Origin of the sequence: Streptomyces actuosus, assembly GCF_016921115.1 — a bacterium.
In the GTDB taxonomy this organism is placed as follows: Bacteria; Actinomycetota; Actinomycetes; order Streptomycetales; family Streptomycetaceae; genus Streptomyces; species Streptomyces actuosus_A.
The window spans coordinates 75444-93952 of sequence record NZ_JAFFZS010000010.1 but is presented as its reverse complement, the minus strand read 5'-3'; the positions used below and the strand labels follow the sequence as shown (position 1 = coordinate 93952).

Sequence of the window (18509 nt, the reverse complement as noted above, 5' to 3'; positions counted from 1 at the left end):
GGCACCCGCGGGGCGGCTCCGCGCCCGGCGCGGTCGGCGGGGCGCCGTCGTGACCGCGGGCCCGACGGGGCGCGCCGCACGCCGGAGCGCCGGGTTCCGGTGCCCCCGACGTCGCCCTGGCATCACGTCAGCACCTCCGTGAACGCGGTGCGCAGGCGCCGTACGCCCTCGGCGATCTCCTCCGTGCCCGCGACGGCGGCGAAGCTCAACCGCAGGTGGGGGGCGGGTGGTTCGGCGCTGAAGTAGGGACGGCCGGGGGCGAGCGCGACGCCGGCGCGCAGGGCGGCGGCGGTCACCGCGGACTCGTCGGTGCCGTCGGGCAGGCGCAGCCACAGACTGTAGCCGCCCGACGGGACGTGCGGCACGGTGACCTCGGGCAGACGCAGACGCAGCGCTGCCGTCGTCACGTCCCGACGCGTCCTCAACTCGGCGGACACGGCGCGGAGATGGCGCGGCCAGGCGGGCGAGCCGACGAGTTCCAGCGCCGCCTCCTGCAGCGGCCGGGGCACGAAGAAGGAGTCCACCACCTGGATCGCGCGCAACCGCTCCAGCACCGGACCGCGCGCGGCCAGCGCGGCGACCCGGAAACTCGGCGAGGTGGCCTTGGTGAGGGAGCCGACGTGGACGACGACGCCGTCCGGGTCGTCGGCGGCCAGGGGCCGGGGCAGCGGACCCGCGTCCTCGTGGACCAGCCGCCGTACGAAGTCGTCCTCGACGACGAAGGCGCCCGCCTCCCGGGCGATGCGCAGCACCTCGCCGCGCCGTGCGGCGGCGAGGACGGCACCGGTCGGGTTCTGGAACAGCGGCTGGCAGACGAACACCCGGGCCCCGGTGGCGGCGAAGGCGCCCGCGAGGAGGTCGGGCCGGACCCCGTCCGTATCCACCGGGACCGGTACCGGGCGCAGTCCGGCGGCCCGGGCGACGGCCAGCATGCCGGGGTAGGTGGGCGACTCGACGAGGACGGGCGCACCGGGCGGTGCCAGGGCGCGCAGCGCCGTGGTCAGCGCGGCCTGACCGCCCGCGGCGACCAGCACCTCGGCGGCGGTCACCGAGGCACCGATGCCGCGTGCGAACCACGCACGCAGCTCCGGGAGCCCGTCCAGCGGCGGCCGACCCCAGGCCCCGGGACGGCGGCCGGCTCGGGACAGGGCGGCGGCCATCGCCCGCTCGGGCTGGAGGCCGGGGTGCAGATAGCCGCCGTTGAACTCGATGACGCCGGGCGGCGGTGCGGCGAGGGAGACCGTGACACCGGAGGCGTCCACGGTGCGGGGGACCGGGTCTGCGGCTCCGTCGGCGCTGAGCGCGACCTCCTGCCAGGAGGTGTCGCCGGCCGGCTCGGCACTCCGGCGGGGACGGGCCCGGAAGGCACCGGCGCCGGGCCGGGTGACGACCAGGCCCTCGGCGGCCAGCTGAGCCAGGGCGCGGGAGACGGTCACCGGACTGACCCGGTACCGCTCGATAAGGGCCCTGCTGGACGGCAGCTTTCCTCCGGGAGAGTAGCGGTGGAGTTCCTGACGCAGGTGATCTGCCAGCTCGGCCACACTGCTACGCTCGTTCATGAGAACACAGAGTAGCGCTACTGCCACGGCTGCGATAGCGGTCGGCACCCCGTCGCCCCGGGCCTCCGCCGGTCTGGCCCAGGCGGCGCTGGGCGTGACGGCCTTCTCCCTCACCTTCCCGGCCACCGCCTGGGCCCTGGAGGGCTTCGGCCCGTGGGCCCTGGTCGCGCTGCGCAGCGCCCTCGCGGCGCTCGTCGCCGGGGGCTGCCTGCTGGCCCTGCGCGTACCGGTACCGGCCCGCGCCCACCGGCCGGGACTCGCGGTGGTGGCCGCCGGGGTGGTCGTCGGCTTCCCCCTGCTGACCACGCTGGCACTGCGGACCTCCAGCACCGCGCACGCCGCCGTGGTGGTCGGCCTGCTGCCGCTGACCACGGCTCTGTGCTCCGCCCTCCGGTTCGGCACCCGCCCCTCGCGCACGTTCTGGCTGGCGGCCCTCGCGGGCGCGGCGGCGGTGGTGGCGTTCACCGTGCAGCAGAGCGGGGGTGCGCTGACGGCCGCCGACGGTTTCCTCTTCGCGGCGCTGCTGGTCTGCGCGGCCGGCTACGCCGAGGGCGGCCGACTGGCGCGGGTGATGCCGGGCTGGCAGGTGATCGGCTGGGCGCTGGTGTTCTGCCTGCCTCTGGCCGCGCCCGCCGCCGCGCTGTCGCTGACGCTGCAGCCGGCGCAGCCGACCGTGCACGGTGTCGCGGGGCTGCTGTGGCTCGCGGCGGGCTCCCAGTTCCTCGGCCTGGTCCTCTGGTACCGGGGCATGGCCGCCGTCGGCGTGCCCAAGGCCAGCCAGTTGCAGTTGGCCCAGCCCCTCCTCACACTGGTGTGGTCGGTGCTGCTGCTGGGCGAGCACCTGACGGTGGCCGCCCCGCTGACGGCGGCTGCGGTGCTCGTGTGCATCGCCGTCACGCAGCGGGCCCGCGGCTGAGCGGGCTACTTCCCACCAGCGCCCGCCGCCGTAGACTCAAGGCCACGGACCGCTGCTCCCGGAGATCGGTGAGGAGGCCGCACAGATGCGCGCAACCGTGGGCGACCAGCTTGTGCAGCACGGCAGGGTGGTCGGTCAGCACGACAAGGTCGGCGAGATCGTCGAAGTCCTGGGCCAGAAGGGCAATCCCCCGTACCGCGTCCGCTTCGAGGACGGGCACGAGGGCTTGTGCTCACCGGGTCCCGACACCGAGATCCGCCACCGGGGCCGGCACGCGCCCCAGTCCCCGTAGGTCAGCGCGGGGGCGCCGCGGGCAGCCGGTAGTGGTCGGCAGTCACCCGCGCCATGGCTCCTGCCGGGTCGGTGGCCACCTCCCGCGCGGCGAAGAACACGTGCCCGCGCGCCTCCGGGTGGTTCCGGGCGAGGGTCAGGTGACGGGACAGCTCGGCCGGGTCGCTCCAGGCCGCGGGCTGCGCGGGGTCCCCCGCCTTGTACAGCGCCTCCCCCAGGTAGAGCCGCGTCCTGCTGCCCCGGGCGGCCTCGGCCCACCAGGGCAGCAGTTTCGCGTAGTCGGCGGCGGCGAAGCCGATGTTCCAGTACAACTGCGGCACGACGTAGTCGATCCAGCCCTCGCGCACCCAGGTGCGGGTGTCCGCGTACAGGTCGTCGTACGTCTGTACCCCGGCCCGCGTGTCGGAGCCGCGCGGGTCGGAGGCGACGTTGCGCCACACCCCGAAGGGGCTGATGCCGAACTGCGTGCCGGGCCGGACCTCCTCGATCCGGGCTGCCGTCTCGAGCACCAGCCGGTCGATGTTGTCGCGCCGCCAGGCGGCCCGGCTCGGGAATCCGCCGCCGTGGCGGTCGTACGCGGCGGCGTCGTCGAAGATCTGCCCGGCGACGGGATACGGGTAGAAGTAGTCGTCGAAGTGGACCGCGTCGACGGGGTACTGCCGGACGGCGTCGAGGACCGCGTCCTGGACGAAGGAGCGGACCTCCGGCAGGCCGGGATCGTAGTAGAGCCTGCCGCCGTAGGTCACCACCCAGTCGGGGTGCCGGCGTGCGGGGTGGGTGGCGACCAGCCGGCCCGGATCGGAGTGGGCGGCGATGCGGTACGGGTTGAACCATGCGTGCAGTTCCAGCCCGCGGGCGTGCGCCTCCGCCACGGCCGTGCCCAGCGGGTCCCAGCCCGGGTCGCGCCCCTGGGTTCCGGTGAGGCAGGCCGACCAGGGCTCGTAGGGGGACGGCCACAGGGCGTCGGCGGTGGGCCGCACCTGGAGGAACACGGCGTTGAGCCCGCGTCGGGCCGCCGTGTCGAGGTGGGCGACCAGCTCCCGGCGCTGTGCCTCGGCCGTCAGCCCCGACCGGGAGGGCCAGTCGCGGTTGCCGACGGTCGCAATCCACATGCCGCGCATCTCGCCCGGCTCCTGCACGCGCCGGCGTTCTCCGCCGGGGGCCGAGGGTCCCATCGCCAGGGTCGACAGAGCCGCCACCGCGAACGCCCGCCGTGTGATCCGCCCCATGCGCGCCCCGATCCGGCCCGGATCCGCTTCCGTCGCGGATCGTTCCGGGCAAGAATGCCCCACCCGGACGATCGATCATCGATACTTCGGAGTAACGTGCACGATCGGAGCAGGCACCGGACAACGGCGGACCTGCCACAGCCGAGAGCGGCGGCGCCCGACGCAGGGCAGCCGCGCATCAGCCGTAGATCAGCAGCGAAAGGGACGATGTGACCGACATCGAACGCGTCGGAGTGGTGGGCTGCGGCCAGATGGGCGCCGGCATCGCCGAGGTCTGTGCCCGTGCCGGACTCGACGTGAAGGTCGCCGAAACCACCGGCGAGGCCCTGGAGATCGGCCGTACCCGGCTGTTCAACTCCCTGGCCAAGGCCGCCGAGCGCGGCAAGATCAGCGAGGAGGAGCGCCGGTCCACGCAGGACCGGCTGAGCTTCACCACCGACCTGGGCGAGTTCGCCGACCGGGACCTCGTGATCGAGGCCGTCGTGGAGAACGAGCAGGTCAAGACCGAGATCTTCCAGGTCCTGGACCAGGTGGTGACCCGCGCCGACGCGATCCTCGCCTCCAACACCTCCTCCATCCCGTTGGTGAAGCTGGCCGTCGCCACCTCGCGCCCGGACCAGGTCATCGGCATCCACTTCTTCAACCCCGCGCCGGTGCAGAAGCTCGTCGAGCTGATCCCCGCGCTCACCACCTCGGAGGGCACGCTCGGACGCGCGCAGCTGTTCACCGAGAAGCTGCTGGGCAAGCACGCCATCCGGGCCCAGGACCGCTCCGGGTTCGTCGTCAACGCGCTGCTGATCCCCTACCTGCTCTCCGCGATCCGGATGTTCGAGTCGGGCATCGCCAGCCGCGAGGACATCGACAACGGCATGGAGCTGGGCTGCGCCCACCCGATGGGCCCGCTGAAGCTGTCCGACCTGATCGGCCTGGACACGGTCGCGTCCGTCGCACAGAGCATGTACGACGAGTACAAGGAGCCGCTGTACGCCGCTCCCCCGCTGCTCCAGCGGATGGTGGACGCCGGGCGGATGGGCCGCAAGTCCGGCTCCGGTTTCTACACCTACGGCTGATCACACACCGTAGTGGGCACGGGCCCGGCACTCCTGGTGAGTGCCGGGCCCGTCCGTTTCACACACCGTGTGCGCCCCGGGCCCGCATATGCCCGGCGCACACGCTCCCCATCCGTCCACCAGGCGGGTTGACTCACCATGCGCATGCAAGGGAGGTACCACCGACACGGAGAGGAGCGGACTCGTGACCACCGGCCCCGAGCATCCGATCGTCCAGGGAGAACTCGCAGAGTTACGCCGCCGGCTCGATGTGGCCCACGCCCGGGTCGAGGGCGGACTGGCACTGCTGAGCCACCGCACCGAGGAGACCGCCAAGGAAGTCGACGACCTGAGCACCCGGATCGTCTCGCTGGAGCACGCCCGCTGGCCGCTGCCCGCCGTCGCGGCGCTGACCGCGCTGGGCGCTCTCGCTGTCGCCGTGTGGCAGGCCCTCGGACGGTAGCGGCCTCAGGGCGCGGCGTCGTGCCCGAGCCTGAGATGGTGCAGCATCAGTAACGCGGCCGCCATGTTGGCGGCCGGGACCTCCCCCCGGGCGACCATGTCGGGGACGAGTTTGAGTGGGACCCACTCCCGGCGGTCGGACTCGAAGTCGTCCACGGGGTGACCGACGTACGCGCCCCGGTCGGCCCAGTAGATGTGGTGCCGGGCGTCCGTGAGCCCGTTGGAGGGCTCCACGCTCATCAGGTGCCGCAGGGGTCCCGGCCGCCAGCCGGTCTCCTCCTCCAGTTCCCGGGCTGCGGCGTGGGCGATGCCCTCGCCGTCCTCGACGACGCCCGCCGCGAGTTCCCAGCCCCAGCTGTCCGTGATGAAGCGGTGGCGCCACAACAGGAGGACCTCGTTGGCCTCGTTCACCACCGTGGCCACGGCGACGGGGCGCAGCCGTATCAGGAAGTGGTCGAGATGCCGGCCGTCCGGCAGCTCGACCTCCGCGAGATTGACGCTGAACCAGCGATTTGAGTACACATTTTGTTCGTTCAGTTTCGCCCACTGCATGGATCTGCCACCTTCCGCTGAGTAAGGGGCAATATCGCAGCAGGAAGGAGCCGGCAGCAGGCGCACACAGGGCAGCGTGCAGCGCGGCGGGCGCACCCGTACGCACCCGGGAGGACGGCCGCGGTGACTACAGCGGCACGCGCAGCGCCCCGTCGATCAGTTCGGCGGCCTCGACGGTGCCGGCGCAGCCGCTGCGCGCCAGGTGCTCACGGACCGCCCTGAGTCTGTCCCGCAGCCGCTGGGACTCCATGCCGCGGGCCTGCTCGGCCATCTGCACGGCCGTGGCCACCGCCTTGTCGGCGTTTCCCTGACGGAGCTCGATCGTGCTGAGCATCGCCAGCCGGTGCACCCGTCCGCGGTCGTGGGCGGGATTGTCCACCGCCGCGGCGGCGTGCTCCTGCGCGGCCCGGAGCTCGCCGAGGCTGAGCAGGGCCTCCGCCACCTGCACGTTGACCAGGCCCGGCTGGACATAGCCGGTCTCGTCGGGTTCGTGTCCGCGCCGGATGCGTTCGGCGGCCGTCTCGGCACGCCGGATGCACGACAGGGCGCTCGTGCCGTCGCCGAGGTGCGCGTACGCCTTGGCCTGCATGGCGTACAGGTCGGAGCCCAGCGCCGGGGTGATGTGCCTGCCGGCGGCGCGCAGCGCGGCCTCGGCGAAGGCGACGGCCTGCCGGTACTCCCCCATGAACAGCGCCTGGTTGACCAGCAGCGCGATGACGTACGCGCCCAGTCCCCGGTCGCCGCTGGCCTTGGCGAGCCGCAGAGCCTGGTGGAAGTAGCGCTGGGCCAGGCCGTGCGCGTCGGAGTCGTACGCGCAGATGCCGGCGATCGCCACCAGGCCGCCCGTGGCCCGGTGCAGCTGGCGGCCCGTCGCGTCGGTGTAGCTTCCCCGCAGCAGCGGGGCGGCCTCGGCGTTGAGGAAGCCGACGATGCGGGCGCGGGTCGCCACGCCGCCGGCCTTGCGGTACAGCTGCTCGTAGTGGGTGCGGGCGGAGCGCAGCATCTCCAGGTCGGCGGGCGTGACCCGGTGCCGGCCGCCGCGGGAGACGTCCACGTCCTCGGGCGGGTTCTCCCACTCCCACACCGGCATCACGGCGGGCGTGCCGGTGACGGCGGGCGCGCCCAAGATGTGCGGCCGCTGCTGCTCGTCGGAGCGCCACAGGGCGGTGGCCCGCTCCACGAACCCGGACAGCGAGGTGCCGTGCGCGGTGGCGGGCTCGCCCGGTACGCCCAGGCCGATGTCGTCGAGGGTGACCGGCCGGTGCAGCCGGGCGGCGAGCACCTCGCAGATCAGGTCGGGCACCTGGCCGCGCGGACGCTGCCCCTTCAGCCAGCGCGCGACGGCGGTGTGCTCGTAGCGGAGCGCCAGACCGCGCGCCCGGCCCGCCTGATTGACGTGTGCGGCCAGTCCCGCATGGGAGACCCCGGCCTCGTCCAGGATCGCGTCCAGCAGAGTGTTGGGCTGCATCGTGCCCCCCGGTGGCTCGGTGGCGGACAGACTAGTGCGTCGCGCTTCACACGGGGTGTGAACCGAGTGCCCGGATCCGTGCTGTGCGCGCGCTGTCGCGGAGAGTTCCCGAAAGGTTGACTGAACTGCCTCGCAAGAGGCCGGCCGGGCCGCCGGCTCCCCCTCGTACAGTGCGGCGGTCCGCTTGCGCGCCGTCCGCCCGGCTGCCTGCCCGACACTCCGTGGCGGGGCGGACGGCCTGCCGGCTGTCGGCCTCACGCGCCCTTGCGCTCCAGGTGGTCGGCGGGCCGTGGGTGCGCGGTGGCCGGCCACGCGCCCAGTGGGGTGCCCTGGGTCGGCAGGCCGTGGCGCTCGTTTCGCAGCACCAGGACGCCCACGTCGACCGCGGTCCGGCCCGCGGTCTGCCACAGCGGCGCCGCCGTCGTCGTGCGCAACACCGACTGCGGGGCCGGGGAGCGGGCGCGGCGTGGCACGCGGAGAGGGGAAGACGCGGCCCCGGCTGTCGCGGGCGTCCTCCGCGCCGTCCGTGAACAGGACCGGCGTCTCCCCCGGTCGCAGCGGTCCGCAGGGCCGGGGCGGGCCACCCTGCGCGGAAGGGGCGCCCTCGTACGTCGCGTACGAGAGCGCCCCTCCCGGCAACCCGTCGGCGGCACCCGGGGCGTGGTGCGGAGGTCCCGCCGGCCCCGCGGTGCCCCGGTGGTCACCGCCCTAGCTGCGCAGTACCGCCCCGGTGCGATCGCCGGCGAGGGCGACGGCCGCGTCGCGGGCGGCCGATGCCTCGTCCACGGTCAGCGTGCGGTCCGCGGCCCGGAAACGGAGCGCGTACGCCAGGGACTTCCGCCCCGCGCCGAGCTGGTCGTCGTTCACGTACACGTCGAACAGCCGGATGGACTCCAGCAGGTCGCCCGCGCCCTCGCGCAGGGCCGCCTCGACCTCCGCGGCCGGGACGGGCCTGTCGACGACGAGGGCGACGTCCTGTGTGGCGACCGGGAAGGTGGAGATCCGCGGCGCCGGCACGGTGTCCTCACCGACCTGCTCCAGCACGTCGAGGTCGAGCTCCATGGCGCACGTACGGGCGGGCAGGCCCAGCGCCTTCAGCACACGCGGGTGCAGCTCGCCGGCATGGCCCACGACCCGCTCCGCGCCGTCGACCGTGACCGCCAGTTCGGCGCACCGGCCGGGGTGCCACGGACCGTACTGGCCCTTGCGGACGAGCAGGTCGGCGCCGGCCTCACGCGCCACCGCGCGCGCCGTCTCGACCGTGTCGGCCCAGTCGGCCGGACGGCCCCGGCCCCACCAGCCGGCCTGCTCGCGGGCGCCCGCGAGGACGACGGCGACGTGGCGCGGCTGCTCGGGCAGCGCGGCGTCGAGTCCGGCGATCTCCTCGCCGGTGGGGCGCCGGTCCACGGGCAGCGCGGCGGCGGTGGGCTGCTCGGCACGCGGGTGGAAGACCAGTCCCGTCTCGAACAGGGCGAGGTCGTGCGAACCGCGGCCGTCGTTGCGCCGCAGGGCGCCGAGCAGGCCCGGCAGCAGCGACGTGCGCAGCGCGGGCTCCTCGTCGTTCAGCGGGTTGGTGAGCCGCACGACGCGGCGGGCCGGGTCGTCGGCCTCCAGCCCGAGCTGGTCGAAGACCTGCTCGGCGATGAACGGGTAGTTCGGCGCCTCGACGTAGCCCGCCCCGGCCAGGGCGCGGCCGACGCGGCGGTGCAGCCGCTGGCGGTGGGTGAGACCGCGGCCGGAGGGCGGCTTGGGCAGCGTGGAGGGCAGGTTCTCGTAGCCCTCCAGGCGGATGACCTCCTCGGCGAGGTCGTTCGGCTCGGCGAGGTCGGGGCGCCAGGACGGGACGGTGACGATCAGCTCGTCCTGCCCGTACACGTCGCAGCCGATCTCCTGGAGACGCCGCACCACGGTCTCGCGGCCGTAGGTCACGCCCGCCACCCTGTCGGGGTGGTCGGCGGGGACGGTGATGGTGCGCGGTCCCGACGGCGCGACGATCTCGGTGACCCCGGCCTCGGCGGTGCCGCCCGCGAGCAGCACGAGCAGGTCGACCGTACGCTGCGCCGCCGCGGCGGCGGCCGCGGGGTCGACGCCGCGCTCGAAGCGGCGGGACGCCTCCGAGGACAGCCGGTGGCGGCGGGCCGTGCGCGCGATCGACACGGCGTCGAAGTGGGCCGCCTCGACGACCACGTCGGTGGTGGCGGCCCCCGCGTCGGCGGTGCCCGCGGCCGGCTCCGCCGGGGGCTGACGGTCGGCGATCTCGGTGGCGGCGCCGCCCATCACGCCGGCGAGGCCGATCGGGCCGCGCTCGTCGGTGATCACCAGATCCTCGGCGTCGAGGGTGCGTGTGACACCGTCGAGGGTGGTCAGCTTCTCGCCCGGCTCGGCCCGGCGGACCCCGATGGCGCCCTGGACCCGGTGGCGGTCGTAGGCGTGCAGCGGCTGGCCGATCTCCATCATCACGTAGTTGGTGACGTCGACGGCGAGCGAGATCGGCCGCATGCCGACCTTCTGCAGCCGGCGCTGCAACCAGATCGGCGAGCGTGCCTCGGGGCTCAGACCGGTGACGGTGCGGGCCGTGAAGCGGTCGCAGCCGGTCGGGTCGCCGACCTGGACCGGATAGCCGAAGGCGTTCGGCGTCGGCACGTCGAGCAGGGCGGGGTCGCGCAGCGGCAGACCGTAGGCGATGGCCGCCTCGCGGGCCACGCCGCGGATGGACAGGCAGTCGCCGCGGTTGGCGGTGACGGCGATGTCCAGCACCTCGTCGACCAGCTCCAGCAGTTCGACGGCGTCCTTGCCGATCTCGGTCTCCGGCGGGAGCACGATGATGCCGCCGGAGCCGTCGTCGCCCATGTTCAGCTCGTCGCCGGAGCAGATCATGCCGCGGGACATCCGGCCGTAGGTCTTGCGCTCGGCGATCTGGAAGTCGCCGGGGAGCACCGCGCCGGGCAGGGCCACGACGACCTTGTCACCGACGGCGAAGTTGCGGGCGCCACAGATGATCTCCTGGGGCTCGCCGGTGCCGTTGGCCTGTCCGACGTCGACGGTGCAGAAGCGGATCGGCTTCTTGAAGTCCGTCAGCTCCTCGACGGTCAGCACCCGGCCGACGGCGAGGGGGCCCTTGAGGTCGGCGCCGAGGTGCTCGACGGTCTCGACCTCCAGACCGGCCGACACCAGCTTGGCCTGGACGTCCCGGCCGGTCTCGGTCACCGGCAGGTCGACGTACTCCCGCAGCCACGAAAGCGGGACCCGCATCAGATCTCCATCCCGAACGGCCGGGTGAACCGGACGTCACCCTCGACCATGTCTCGCATGTCATCGACGTTGTGGCGGAACATCAGCATCCGCTCGATGCCGAACCCGAAGGCGAATCCGCTGTACTTCTCCGGGTCGACGCCGCAGGCGGTGAGCACCCGCGGGTTGACCATGCCGCAGCCGCCGAGCTCGATCCAGCCCTCGCTGGAGCAGGTGCGGCAGGGCCGGTCGGGGTTGCCGACGGACTCGCCGCGGCAGACGTAGCACACCATGTCCATCTCGGCGGACGGCTCGGTGAACGGGAAGAAGTTCGGCCGCAGCCGGGTCTTCATGCCCTCGCCGAACAGGGACTGGACCATGTGGTCCAGGGTGCCCTTGAGGTCGGCCATGGTCAGGCCCTCGTCGACGGCGAGCAGCTCCACCTGGCGGAAGACCGGGGTGTGCGTGGCGTCCAGCTCGTCGGTGCGGTACACGCGACCCGGGCAGATCACGTAGACCGGCAGGTCGCGCCCGAGCAGGGAGCGGATCTGCACGGGCGAGGTGTGGGTGCGCAGCACGGTGCCCGACTCGGTGCCGCCCTCGGGGCCGGCCACGAAGAAGGTGTCGTGCTCGCCTCGGGCCGGGTGGTCCGGGCCGATGTTGAGGGCGTCGAAGTTGAACCACTCGGCCTCGACCTCGGGGCCCTCGGCGACCTCGTAGCCCATGGCCACGAAGATGTCCTCGATGCGCTCCGAGAGCGTGGTCAGGGGGTGGCGGGCGCCGGCCGGTACGCGGTCGTACGGCAGTGTGACGTCCACGTCCTCCTCGATCAGGACGCGGGCGTCCCGCTCGGCCTCCAGTTCGGCCTGGCGGGCGGCGAACGCCTTGTTCACGGCGCCGCGGGCCTGGCCGACACGCTTGCCGGCGTCGGCCTTGGCGTGCGGGGGCAGGGCTCCGATCTCGCGGTTGGCGAGGGCCAGCGGAGAGGTGCCTCCGGTGTGGGCGACCTTGGCCTCCTGGAGCGCGTCGAGGGAACCCGCGGCGGCGAAGGCGGCGAGCGCCTCGTCCCGCATGCGCTCGATCTCTTCCGGTTTCAACGCCTCGACCTCGACAGGGTCGTACGACTTATTGGGTGCCGACATCTCTTCCCGTGCTTCCGATTGGCTGGCGGACGGTCCCCGTCACCGACTCGCAAGGGCCGCGTGCAGGACACAAAGGTGCCAAAGGCCGAGTCTAACGGGGTGGGGGTGTGCGCATGCGCCCGTGGGGCGTCAGGCGAGATACGCCGGTGCCGCCACGGGCAGGGTAAATCGGAACTGAGCGCCGCCGCCGGGGGCGCGGCCGACGGTGATGGTGCCGCCGTGGGCTTCGACGATGCCCTTGACGATGTACAGCCCGAGGCCCGTGCCGCCGCGCTTGCTGCCCCGCCAGAAGCGGGTGAAGACGCGGCTCATGGACTCCTCCGGGATTCCGGGCCCTTCGTCGCTCACCGTGACCGACGTGCCGGTGTCCTCTCCTTCGCGGGGGGACGCCGTGGGCGTGATGTCGATGGTGACGGTTCCCTCGCCGTGCCGCACGGCATTTTCGATGAGGTTGCTGAGCACCTGGTCGATCTTGTCCGGGTCGGCCCACAGGGCGGGCAGCGGCTGCTCGATCCGCAGCAGGAACCGGTCGGCGGGCTGCCCGGCGGCGACGTACGCCTGGATGTGGCGGCCGACGGCGGCGCCGATGTCGACGGGCTGGCGGCGCACCTCCAGCCGCCCGGAGTCGATCCGGGAGATGTCCAGCAGCTCGGCGATGAGCCGGGTGACCCGGTCGGCGTCGGCGTCGACGGTCTCCAGCATCAGCCGCTTCTGGTCGTCGGTGAAGCGTTCCCACTTGGCCAGCAGGGTGGCGGTGAAGCCCTTCACGGAGGTCAGCGGCGAGCGCAGCTCGTGGGCGACGGTCGCTATCAGCTCGGCGTGGGAGCGCTCGGTGCGGCGCCGGGCCTCGGTGTCCCGGAGGCAGACGACGACGCGGGTGACGGGCCCGGTGGGTTCGGTGCGGACGTAGCGGGCGGAGACGAGGACCTCGCGTCCGCCGGGCAGCAGCAGGTTGCGCTCGGGCTGGCGCACCCGGATGGCGAGTCCGCCGTAGGGGTCGGTCAGCTGCCACCAGCGCCGCCCCTCCAGGTCCTCCAGGGGCAGGGCCTTCTCCAGCGGCTGCCCGAGGGCCCGGGCGGCGGGCACGGCGGTGATGCGCTCGGCCGCGGTGTTGAAGCAGACGACGCGGCCGCGCTCGTCGGCGACGACGACGCCGTCGGGCAGGTCGTCGGGGTCGCAGGGGTGGGCGGCGTGCTCACCGGCCCGCGGCACGGGTGCGGGCGCCGCCTTCGGTGCTCCGGCTGCGCTGCTCGTGCCGACACTCATCCCCGTTCCCCATCTCTCCGACGGAGGGCCCCGAGCGGGTCACCCTACTAGCTCTCGGTGACCGTACGGCACCCTCCTGTGGCCCGCTGCGCACGGGCGGACGCATACAGACATACGGCTGCGGCAGTGGCCAGGTTCAGGCTCTCCGCCCTGCCGTGGATGGGCACGCGCACGACGGCGTCCGCCAGCGCGCGCGTCTCCTCCGGGAGCCCCCAGGCCTCGTTGCCGAAGACCCAGGCGGTGGGCCCGCCCATCGTCCGCCGGTCCAGTTCGTCGTCCAGGTCCCGGTCGCCCGCCCCGTCGGCGGCCAGGATCCGCACCCCGGCGCCCTTGAGACCGGCCACGGCCCGCTCGACGGGCACCCCGACGGCGACCGGCAGGTGGAACAGCGATCCGACGGAGGCGCGCACCGCCTTGGGGTTGTACAGGTCGACGGAGGCGTCGGTGAGGACGACGGCCTCGGCGCCGGCCGCGTCGGCGCAGCGCAGGACGGTGCCGGCGTTCCCGGGGTCGCGGACGTGGGCGAGGACGGCGACGAGCCGGGGCCGTGCGGCGAGGATCTCCTCGAAGGGCGTGTCCAGGAAGCGGCAGATCCCGACGAGCCCCTGGGGGGTCACGGTGGTGGAGACGTCCTCGATCACCTGGTCGGAGGCGAGGTGGATGCGGGCGCCCGCGCTCCGCGCCTCGGCGACGATGTCGGCGTGGCGCCGGGCGGCGTCGGCGGTGACGAACAGGTCGGTCAGCGTGTCCGCGTGCCCGGCCGCCTCCCGAACGGCCTGGGGCCCCTCCGCGAGGAACAGCCGCTCCTTGCCCCGGAAGCTCCGCTTGGCCAGCCGCCGGGCGGCCGAGACCCGGGCTGAGCGGGGAGAGATCGGCTCGGGGCTCGCGGGGTGCATCCTTTTCACCATTCGTCGAGTTCAGCAACTTCTGTGCGCCGCGACGGCGGTCGCCCGCGCCCCGGCTGGCCGGCGGCACCGGGCCGCCGGCGGCGCGGCTGCGGCGCGCCCGCACCGCGGACACGGCCCGCGGGGACGCTCCGTGAACATGCGACGGACCCGCAGGCACAACCCGCGGGTCCGTCGGTGGCGTCGGCTCCGGGCCGGCGCAGCGTCACGCAGCCTTCGGCGCGTTCACGTCGCTCGGGAGCGCCTTCTGCGCCACCTCGACCAGCGCGGCGAACGCGCCGGCGTCGTTGACCGCCAGCTCGGCCAGGATCTTGCGGTCGACCTCGACGTTCGCGGCCTTCAGGCCCTGGATGAAGCGGTTGTAGGTCATGCCGTTGGCGCGGGCAGCGGCGTTGATGCGCTGGATCCACAGCTGACGGAAGTCGCCCTTGCGCTTCTTGCGGTCGTTGTAGTTGTAGACCAGCGAGTGGGTGACCTGCTCCTTGGCCTTGCGGTACAGGCGCGAGCGCTGACCGCGGTAGCCGGAGGCCTGCTCGAGGATCGCCCGGCGCTTCTTGTGGGCGTTGACTGCCCGCTTGACGCGTGCCACTTGTTTAACTCCTTGTAGCGGGGCCGCTGTGGGACTGGTGCGGCCCGGAAACGATTGGGTCCCGGTCGGTGGTCAGAGGCGGGCGTGAGCCGCGCCCGACGTCACTTGCCGAGAAGCTTCTTGATCTTCTTGGCGTCGCCCGGGGCCATCTCGGCGTTGCCGGTGAGGCGACGCGTCAGACGGGACGACTTGTGCTCGAGCAGGTGGCGCTTGCCGGCGCGCTCACGGAGCACCTTGCCGGAGCCGGTGACCTTGAAGCGCTTGCTGGCACCGCTGTGCGACTTGTTCTTCGGCATAGCGCCGTTCTCTCCTCGTCGGTGGCGCTCCGGTGCCCGGTCACGAGAACCGGGCACGGTGGAGCGTCTCTGTTGTATCGGTTACATCCTGGGACTCGCGTCCCGAGGATCACGCCTCGGCGGGCTCCTCGGCGGACGCCTCAGCCTCGGCAGGGTTCTGCGAACGACCGGGGTTGGCCTTCGCGGACGCCTTGCGAGCCTCCTGCGCCTGGCGGGCCTCGGCCATCGCCTCGGTCTTCTTCTTGTGCGGACCGAGAACCATGATCATGTTTCGGCCGTCCTGCTTCGGGTTCGACTCCACGAAACCGAGGTCCTGGACGTCCTCCGCGAGCCGCTGGAGCAGTCGGTAGCCCAGCTCGGGCCGGGACTGCTCGCGACCACGGAACATGATCGTGATCTTGACCTTGTCGCCCTGCTTGAGGAACCGGACGACGTGACCCTTCTTGGTGTCGTAGTCGTGCGGGTCGATCTTCGGCCGGAGCTTCATCTCCTTGATGACCGTGTGCGCCTGGTTCTTGCGCGCCTCACGGGCCTTCATGGCCGACTCGTACTTGAACTTCCCGTAGTCCATGAGCTTGCAGACGGGCGGACGGGCGTTCGCCGCGACCTCGACGAGGTCGAGGTCGTACTCCTGAGCAAGCTCCAGTGCCTTCGCGAGCGGCACGATGCCGACCTGCTCGCCACTGGGACCGACAAGTCGCACCTCGGGAACGCGAATCCGGTCGTTGATGCGGGGCTCGGCGCTGATGGATCCTCCTCGGTAGCACCACACGGCGGCCTGGCAGACAGCCGCGTACGTCTGTTTTCGTTGGACCGAACCGCGCCGGAGCACAAAAAATGCCCCGGACGATCACAGGCGGGGCTCCAATGACTTCCGGAGCACCGCCGCGGTGACCGCGGGGCGCTATCGGGCGGCTCCATCGTCCGTACGGAACGATGGTGGCCGCCTGACCGGTGACCCGCCGTCCGGGGGACGGTCGGGTGGGAGATCGGAGCCTCCACTTGTAGGCCGTACGCTCCGCTCTTCCTCGGTGGCGTTCGGCCGGTCGTCACACAAGGTTAGCAGCTCGCCCGGGGTGGTGCGAACCGCCGTACGCCGGGGCCTATCGTGTGAGGCATGAGTGACACCCCTGCCGAGTCCCCCGAGGCTCCCGACTTCGACGCCATGGCCCGCGACATCGCGGAGGTCCCTGCGGTCGAGGTGATCGTGACGGTCGCCGTCAACCTGATGAGCGCCGCCGCCGTGAAGCTCGGTCTGACCGAGGAGGGCGACACGTACAAGGACCTGGACGAGGCCCGCAAGCTGGTGCACGCCCTCGCCGGTCTGCTCGACGCGAGCGCGACCGAGATCAGCTCCTTCCACGCGGCGCCGCTGCGCGACGGCCTGAAGTCGCTCCAGCTGGCCTTCCGCGAGGCGTCGGTCGTCCCGGACGAGACGGGTCAGGGACCGGGCGAGAAGTACACCGGGCCGGTCTTCGGCTGAGCGCACCGCCGGAGGCGCCGGGGCGTGCCGTCGGTCGTCCGCGGCGCCGGCGGGGCCGGTCGCGCGGTTCCCCCGCCCCGTTCCAGGGGCTGCCGGAGCGGACTCGGCCCCACCGCCGGGTACTGCGGCCGGGAAGCACATCGGTCCCCGGCCGAAGTCACGGGGCCGGCCGGCTCGCGGCCGGGTCCTCCCCCGAGCCGTCGGGCCCTTTGCTCATCCGCGTACGTACAGGGGCTCGCCCGGAGGCGTCGTCCCGGCCGGCAGCAGTGCCAGGTCGAGGCCGCGCACCAGGCGGGCCCTCAGTGTCTCGTCGGCGGCGAGCCGCTCGGCGACGGCCCGGGCGACCTCGGCCGGCGCGTCGGACGGGTCGACGACCAGGACGAGGGTGCCGTCGGCGCGGCCCGGCCCGAGGTGGGCGCGCAGCACCCGCGGCTCGGCGGCGACCGCGGCGCACACGGCGTCGCGGACCACGGGGTCGGCGAGCGGGTCGGTCGTGGTGCGGCCCTCGGCGAGCGCCAGCAGGGCGGGGCCGGTCAGTTCGAAGGGGACCGGGCCGGCCATGTCCAGGACCACCGTGTCCGCCTGCTCGTGTGCCGCCGCCTGCAGGGCCTGGTGCAGGGGCACGGCCACGGGACGCGCCGCGGGATCCCAGCGCGCCAGCGAGTCGGTGGAGGTGAACGCGGGCAGCGCGGTGCGGTCGCCGGCCTTCAGGGTCGGGACGGCCATGTCGGAGGTCTTCTCGCGGCGCAGCCCGTTCTCGTCCTCCTCGACCTCGCCGAGCACCGCCACGACGGGGACGAGCAGCCGGGCGCCCTTGAGCGCAGCCAGGACCGGCCCGACGGCCGTCCGGTCCTCCGCCCACGCGGCGAGCGCCGCGCTCAGGGCGGGGTCGGGAGAGCCGTCGTCGTCGGAGAAGCCGGGGTCGGGAATGTTCTTGTTCGCCACGGTCATGACCCTATCGGGGGGATCCTGCCGGCCTTGTGCGGGGCCGGAAACACGGGCGTGACCGCACTCACGGCTTTCCCAGCGATCCCTAACACACTTCTCACGTCCGTCTGACGGTGGGCACAGGTGGCGCCCCGAGCATCGCGAGCATGACATCCCGCCGCGTCCGCCATCATGTCCTCAGCGCGCTCGCCCTGCTCGTCGTCGCGACGGCCACGGCGGGAACGGTGTACGTGCAGGGGCAGGCGCACGCCGGGGCGCGGAGCCCGGCGTCGGCGCGACCGAGCGTGACGGCACCGCCTGGTGGGGAGGCATCCGTGGAACCGTCCGTGGAACCGGTGGCACAGCCGACGGCCGTGGACCGGCAGGCGCTGCTGGCCGACGCGCTCACCGGCGTCGACGTGCCGGAGGGGGTACGGCTGTCGGTGGCCGTGCTGGACGTCGCCTCCGGCGAGAGCGCCGGGTACGGGGAGGCCGCCTTCGACACCGCCAGCATCGTCAAGGTCGACGTCCTCGTTTCGCTGCTGCTCCGGGCGCAGGACGAGGGACGCCGGCTGACCTCGGCGGAGCGGCAGTACGCCACCGCGATGATCGAGAACAGCGACAACGACTCCGCGTCCGCGCTGTGGCGGACCATCGGGCAGGCGGAGGGGCTGGACGCCGCGAACAAGCGGCTGGGGCTGGTCGCCACCGAGGGAGGGGACGGGATGCTGTGGGGTCTGACCCGGACGACGGCGGCGGATCAGCTGACGCTGCTCACCCGGGTCTTCGGCGAGGACTCCGCACTGAGTGCCGCCTCACAGGCGTACGTGCAGGAGCTGATGGAGCGAATAGCCGAGGGCCAGCAGTGGGGGGTGTCGGCCGCGGCGGACGGCTCGGCGTGGGCGCTGAAGAACGGATGGCTGCCGCGCAGCACGACCGGCTTGTGGGACGTGAACAGCATCGGGCGGGTGTCGGCGGACGGCAGCGTGTATCTGGTGGCCGTCCTCTCGGACGGCAACGCCACGCAGGCGGCGGGGATCGACCTGGTCGAGGCGGCGGCGAAGGCGGCGGTGGGGGTGTTCGCGGAGGCGGCCTGAGCACTCCGCTCGGCGTGCCGCGGCGGGACGTCCGTCGGCCACGCGGC

19 protein-coding genes are annotated in these 18509 nt (G+C 73.2%); 6 read left to right on the top strand and 13 right to left on the bottom strand.

Going from position 1 to position 18509, the window contains the following annotated elements:
* Positions 1-122: 122 nt before the first annotated feature.
* Positions 123-1559, bottom strand: a complete 1437-nt coding sequence (locus JS756_RS15330; RefSeq protein ID WP_205383662.1) for an aminotransferase-like domain-containing protein — start codon at positions 1557-1559, stop codon at positions 123-125.
* Between JS756_RS15330 and JS756_RS15325 the strand changes: the two genes are divergently transcribed.
* Together JS756_RS15325 and JS756_RS15320 are read left to right on the top strand one after the other, a co-directional pair.
* Positions 1558-2475, top strand: a complete 918-nt coding sequence (locus JS756_RS15325; RefSeq protein WP_205383661.1) for a DMT family transporter — start codon at positions 1558-1560, stop codon at positions 2473-2475. The genes JS756_RS15330 and JS756_RS15325 overlap by 2 nt on opposite strands.
* Positions 2476-2560: 85 nt before the next feature.
* Positions 2561-2767 (top strand): DUF1918 domain-containing protein, encoded by a 207-nt coding sequence (locus JS756_RS15320; protein ID WP_205383660.1) that lies wholly within the window; start codon positions 2561-2563, stop codon positions 2765-2767.
* A gap of 1 nt (position 2768) precedes the next feature.
* Here the strand turns inward: JS756_RS15320 and JS756_RS15315 are convergent, their stop codons facing one another.
* A complete protein-coding gene (locus JS756_RS15315; protein WP_205383659.1) occupies positions 2769-3995 on the bottom strand; it encodes a glycoside hydrolase family 10-like protein in 1227 nt (408 codons plus the stop codon).
* Between the two features lie 209 nt (positions 3996-4204).
* On the opposite strand from JS756_RS15315, the gene JS756_RS15310 reads away from it, so the two are divergent.
* Positions 4205-5065, top strand: a complete 861-nt coding sequence (locus tag JS756_RS15310; RefSeq protein ID WP_205383658.1) for a 3-hydroxybutyryl-CoA dehydrogenase — start codon at positions 4205-4207, stop codon at positions 5063-5065.
* Positions 5066-5249: 184 nt separating this feature from the next.
* Positions 5250-5507, top strand: a complete 258-nt coding sequence (locus tag JS756_RS15305) for a hypothetical protein (protein WP_205383657.1) — start codon at positions 5250-5252, stop codon at positions 5505-5507.
* Between the two features lie 5 nt (positions 5508-5512).
* Here the strand turns inward: JS756_RS15305 and JS756_RS15300 are convergent, their stop codons facing one another.
* The 10 genes from JS756_RS15300 to infC all read right to left on the bottom strand — a co-directional run bounded on the left by JS756_RS15300 (position 5513) and on the right by infC (position 15727).
* Positions 5513-6058: an NUDIX hydrolase gene (locus JS756_RS15300; RefSeq protein ID WP_205383656.1), complete on the bottom strand. Its 546-nt coding sequence runs from the start codon at positions 6056-6058 to the stop codon at positions 5513-5515.
* Between the two features lie 127 nt (positions 6059-6185).
* Complete coding sequence (locus JS756_RS15295) at positions 6186-7526, bottom strand: NsdA family TPR-like regulatory protein (protein ID WP_205383655.1); 1341 nt, start codon at positions 7524-7526, stop codon at positions 6186-6188.
* A gap of 254 nt (positions 7527-7780) precedes the next feature.
* Positions 7781-7999, bottom strand: a complete 219-nt coding sequence (locus JS756_RS15290; RefSeq protein WP_205383654.1) for a hypothetical protein — start codon at positions 7997-7999, stop codon at positions 7781-7783.
* Positions 8000-8234: 235 nt separating this feature from the next.
* Entirely contained in the window at positions 8235-10778 is a 2544-nt protein-coding gene (pheT, locus tag JS756_RS15285) for a phenylalanine--tRNA ligase subunit beta (protein WP_205383653.1), read from the bottom strand.
* Positions 10778-11899 (bottom strand): phenylalanine--tRNA ligase subunit alpha, encoded by a 1122-nt coding sequence (gene pheS, locus JS756_RS15280; protein ID WP_205383652.1) that lies wholly within the window; start codon positions 11897-11899, stop codon positions 10778-10780. The genes pheT and pheS overlap by 1 nt, the downstream gene beginning before the upstream one ends.
* Positions 11900-12028: 129 nt before the next feature.
* A complete protein-coding gene (locus tag JS756_RS15275) occupies positions 12029-13165 on the bottom strand; it encodes a sensor histidine kinase (RefSeq protein ID WP_205383651.1) in 1137 nt (378 codons plus the stop codon).
* 47 nt (positions 13166-13212) lie between these two features.
* A complete protein-coding gene (locus tag JS756_RS15270; RefSeq protein WP_205383650.1) occupies positions 13213-14061 on the bottom strand; it encodes a TrmH family RNA methyltransferase in 849 nt (282 codons plus the stop codon).
* 214 nt (positions 14062-14275) lie between these two features.
* Positions 14276-14659, bottom strand: a complete 384-nt coding sequence (rplT, locus tag JS756_RS15265) for a 50S ribosomal protein L20 (protein ID WP_003989074.1) — start codon at positions 14657-14659, stop codon at positions 14276-14278.
* Positions 14660-14760: 101 nt separating this feature from the next.
* Complete coding sequence (gene rpmI, locus JS756_RS15260) at positions 14761-14955, bottom strand: 50S ribosomal protein L35 (RefSeq protein WP_007829094.1); 195 nt, start codon at positions 14953-14955, stop codon at positions 14761-14763.
* A 109-nt stretch (positions 14956-15064) separates the two neighbouring features.
* Entirely contained in the window at positions 15065-15727 is a 663-nt protein-coding gene (gene infC / locus JS756_RS15255) for a translation initiation factor IF-3 (protein WP_205383649.1), read from the bottom strand.
* 345 nt (positions 15728-16072) lie between these two features.
* Here infC and JS756_RS15250 point away from each other — a divergent pair, with 345 nt between their 5' ends.
* A complete protein-coding gene (locus JS756_RS15250) occupies positions 16073-16438 on the top strand; it encodes a DUF1844 domain-containing protein (RefSeq protein WP_205383648.1) in 366 nt (121 codons plus the stop codon).
* A gap of 213 nt (positions 16439-16651) precedes the next feature.
* Here JS756_RS15250 and JS756_RS15245 read toward each other — a convergent pair whose 3' ends face one another.
* Complete coding sequence (locus JS756_RS15245; RefSeq protein WP_205383772.1) at positions 16652-17383, bottom strand: SseB family protein; 732 nt, start codon at positions 17381-17383, stop codon at positions 16652-16654.
* Positions 17384-17532: 149 nt separating this feature from the next.
* Between JS756_RS15245 and JS756_RS15240 the strand changes: the two genes are divergently transcribed.
* Positions 17533-18462: a serine hydrolase gene (locus JS756_RS15240; protein WP_205383647.1), complete on the top strand. Its 930-nt coding sequence runs from the start codon at positions 17533-17535 to the stop codon at positions 18460-18462.
* Positions 18463-18509 lie beyond the last annotated feature (47 nt).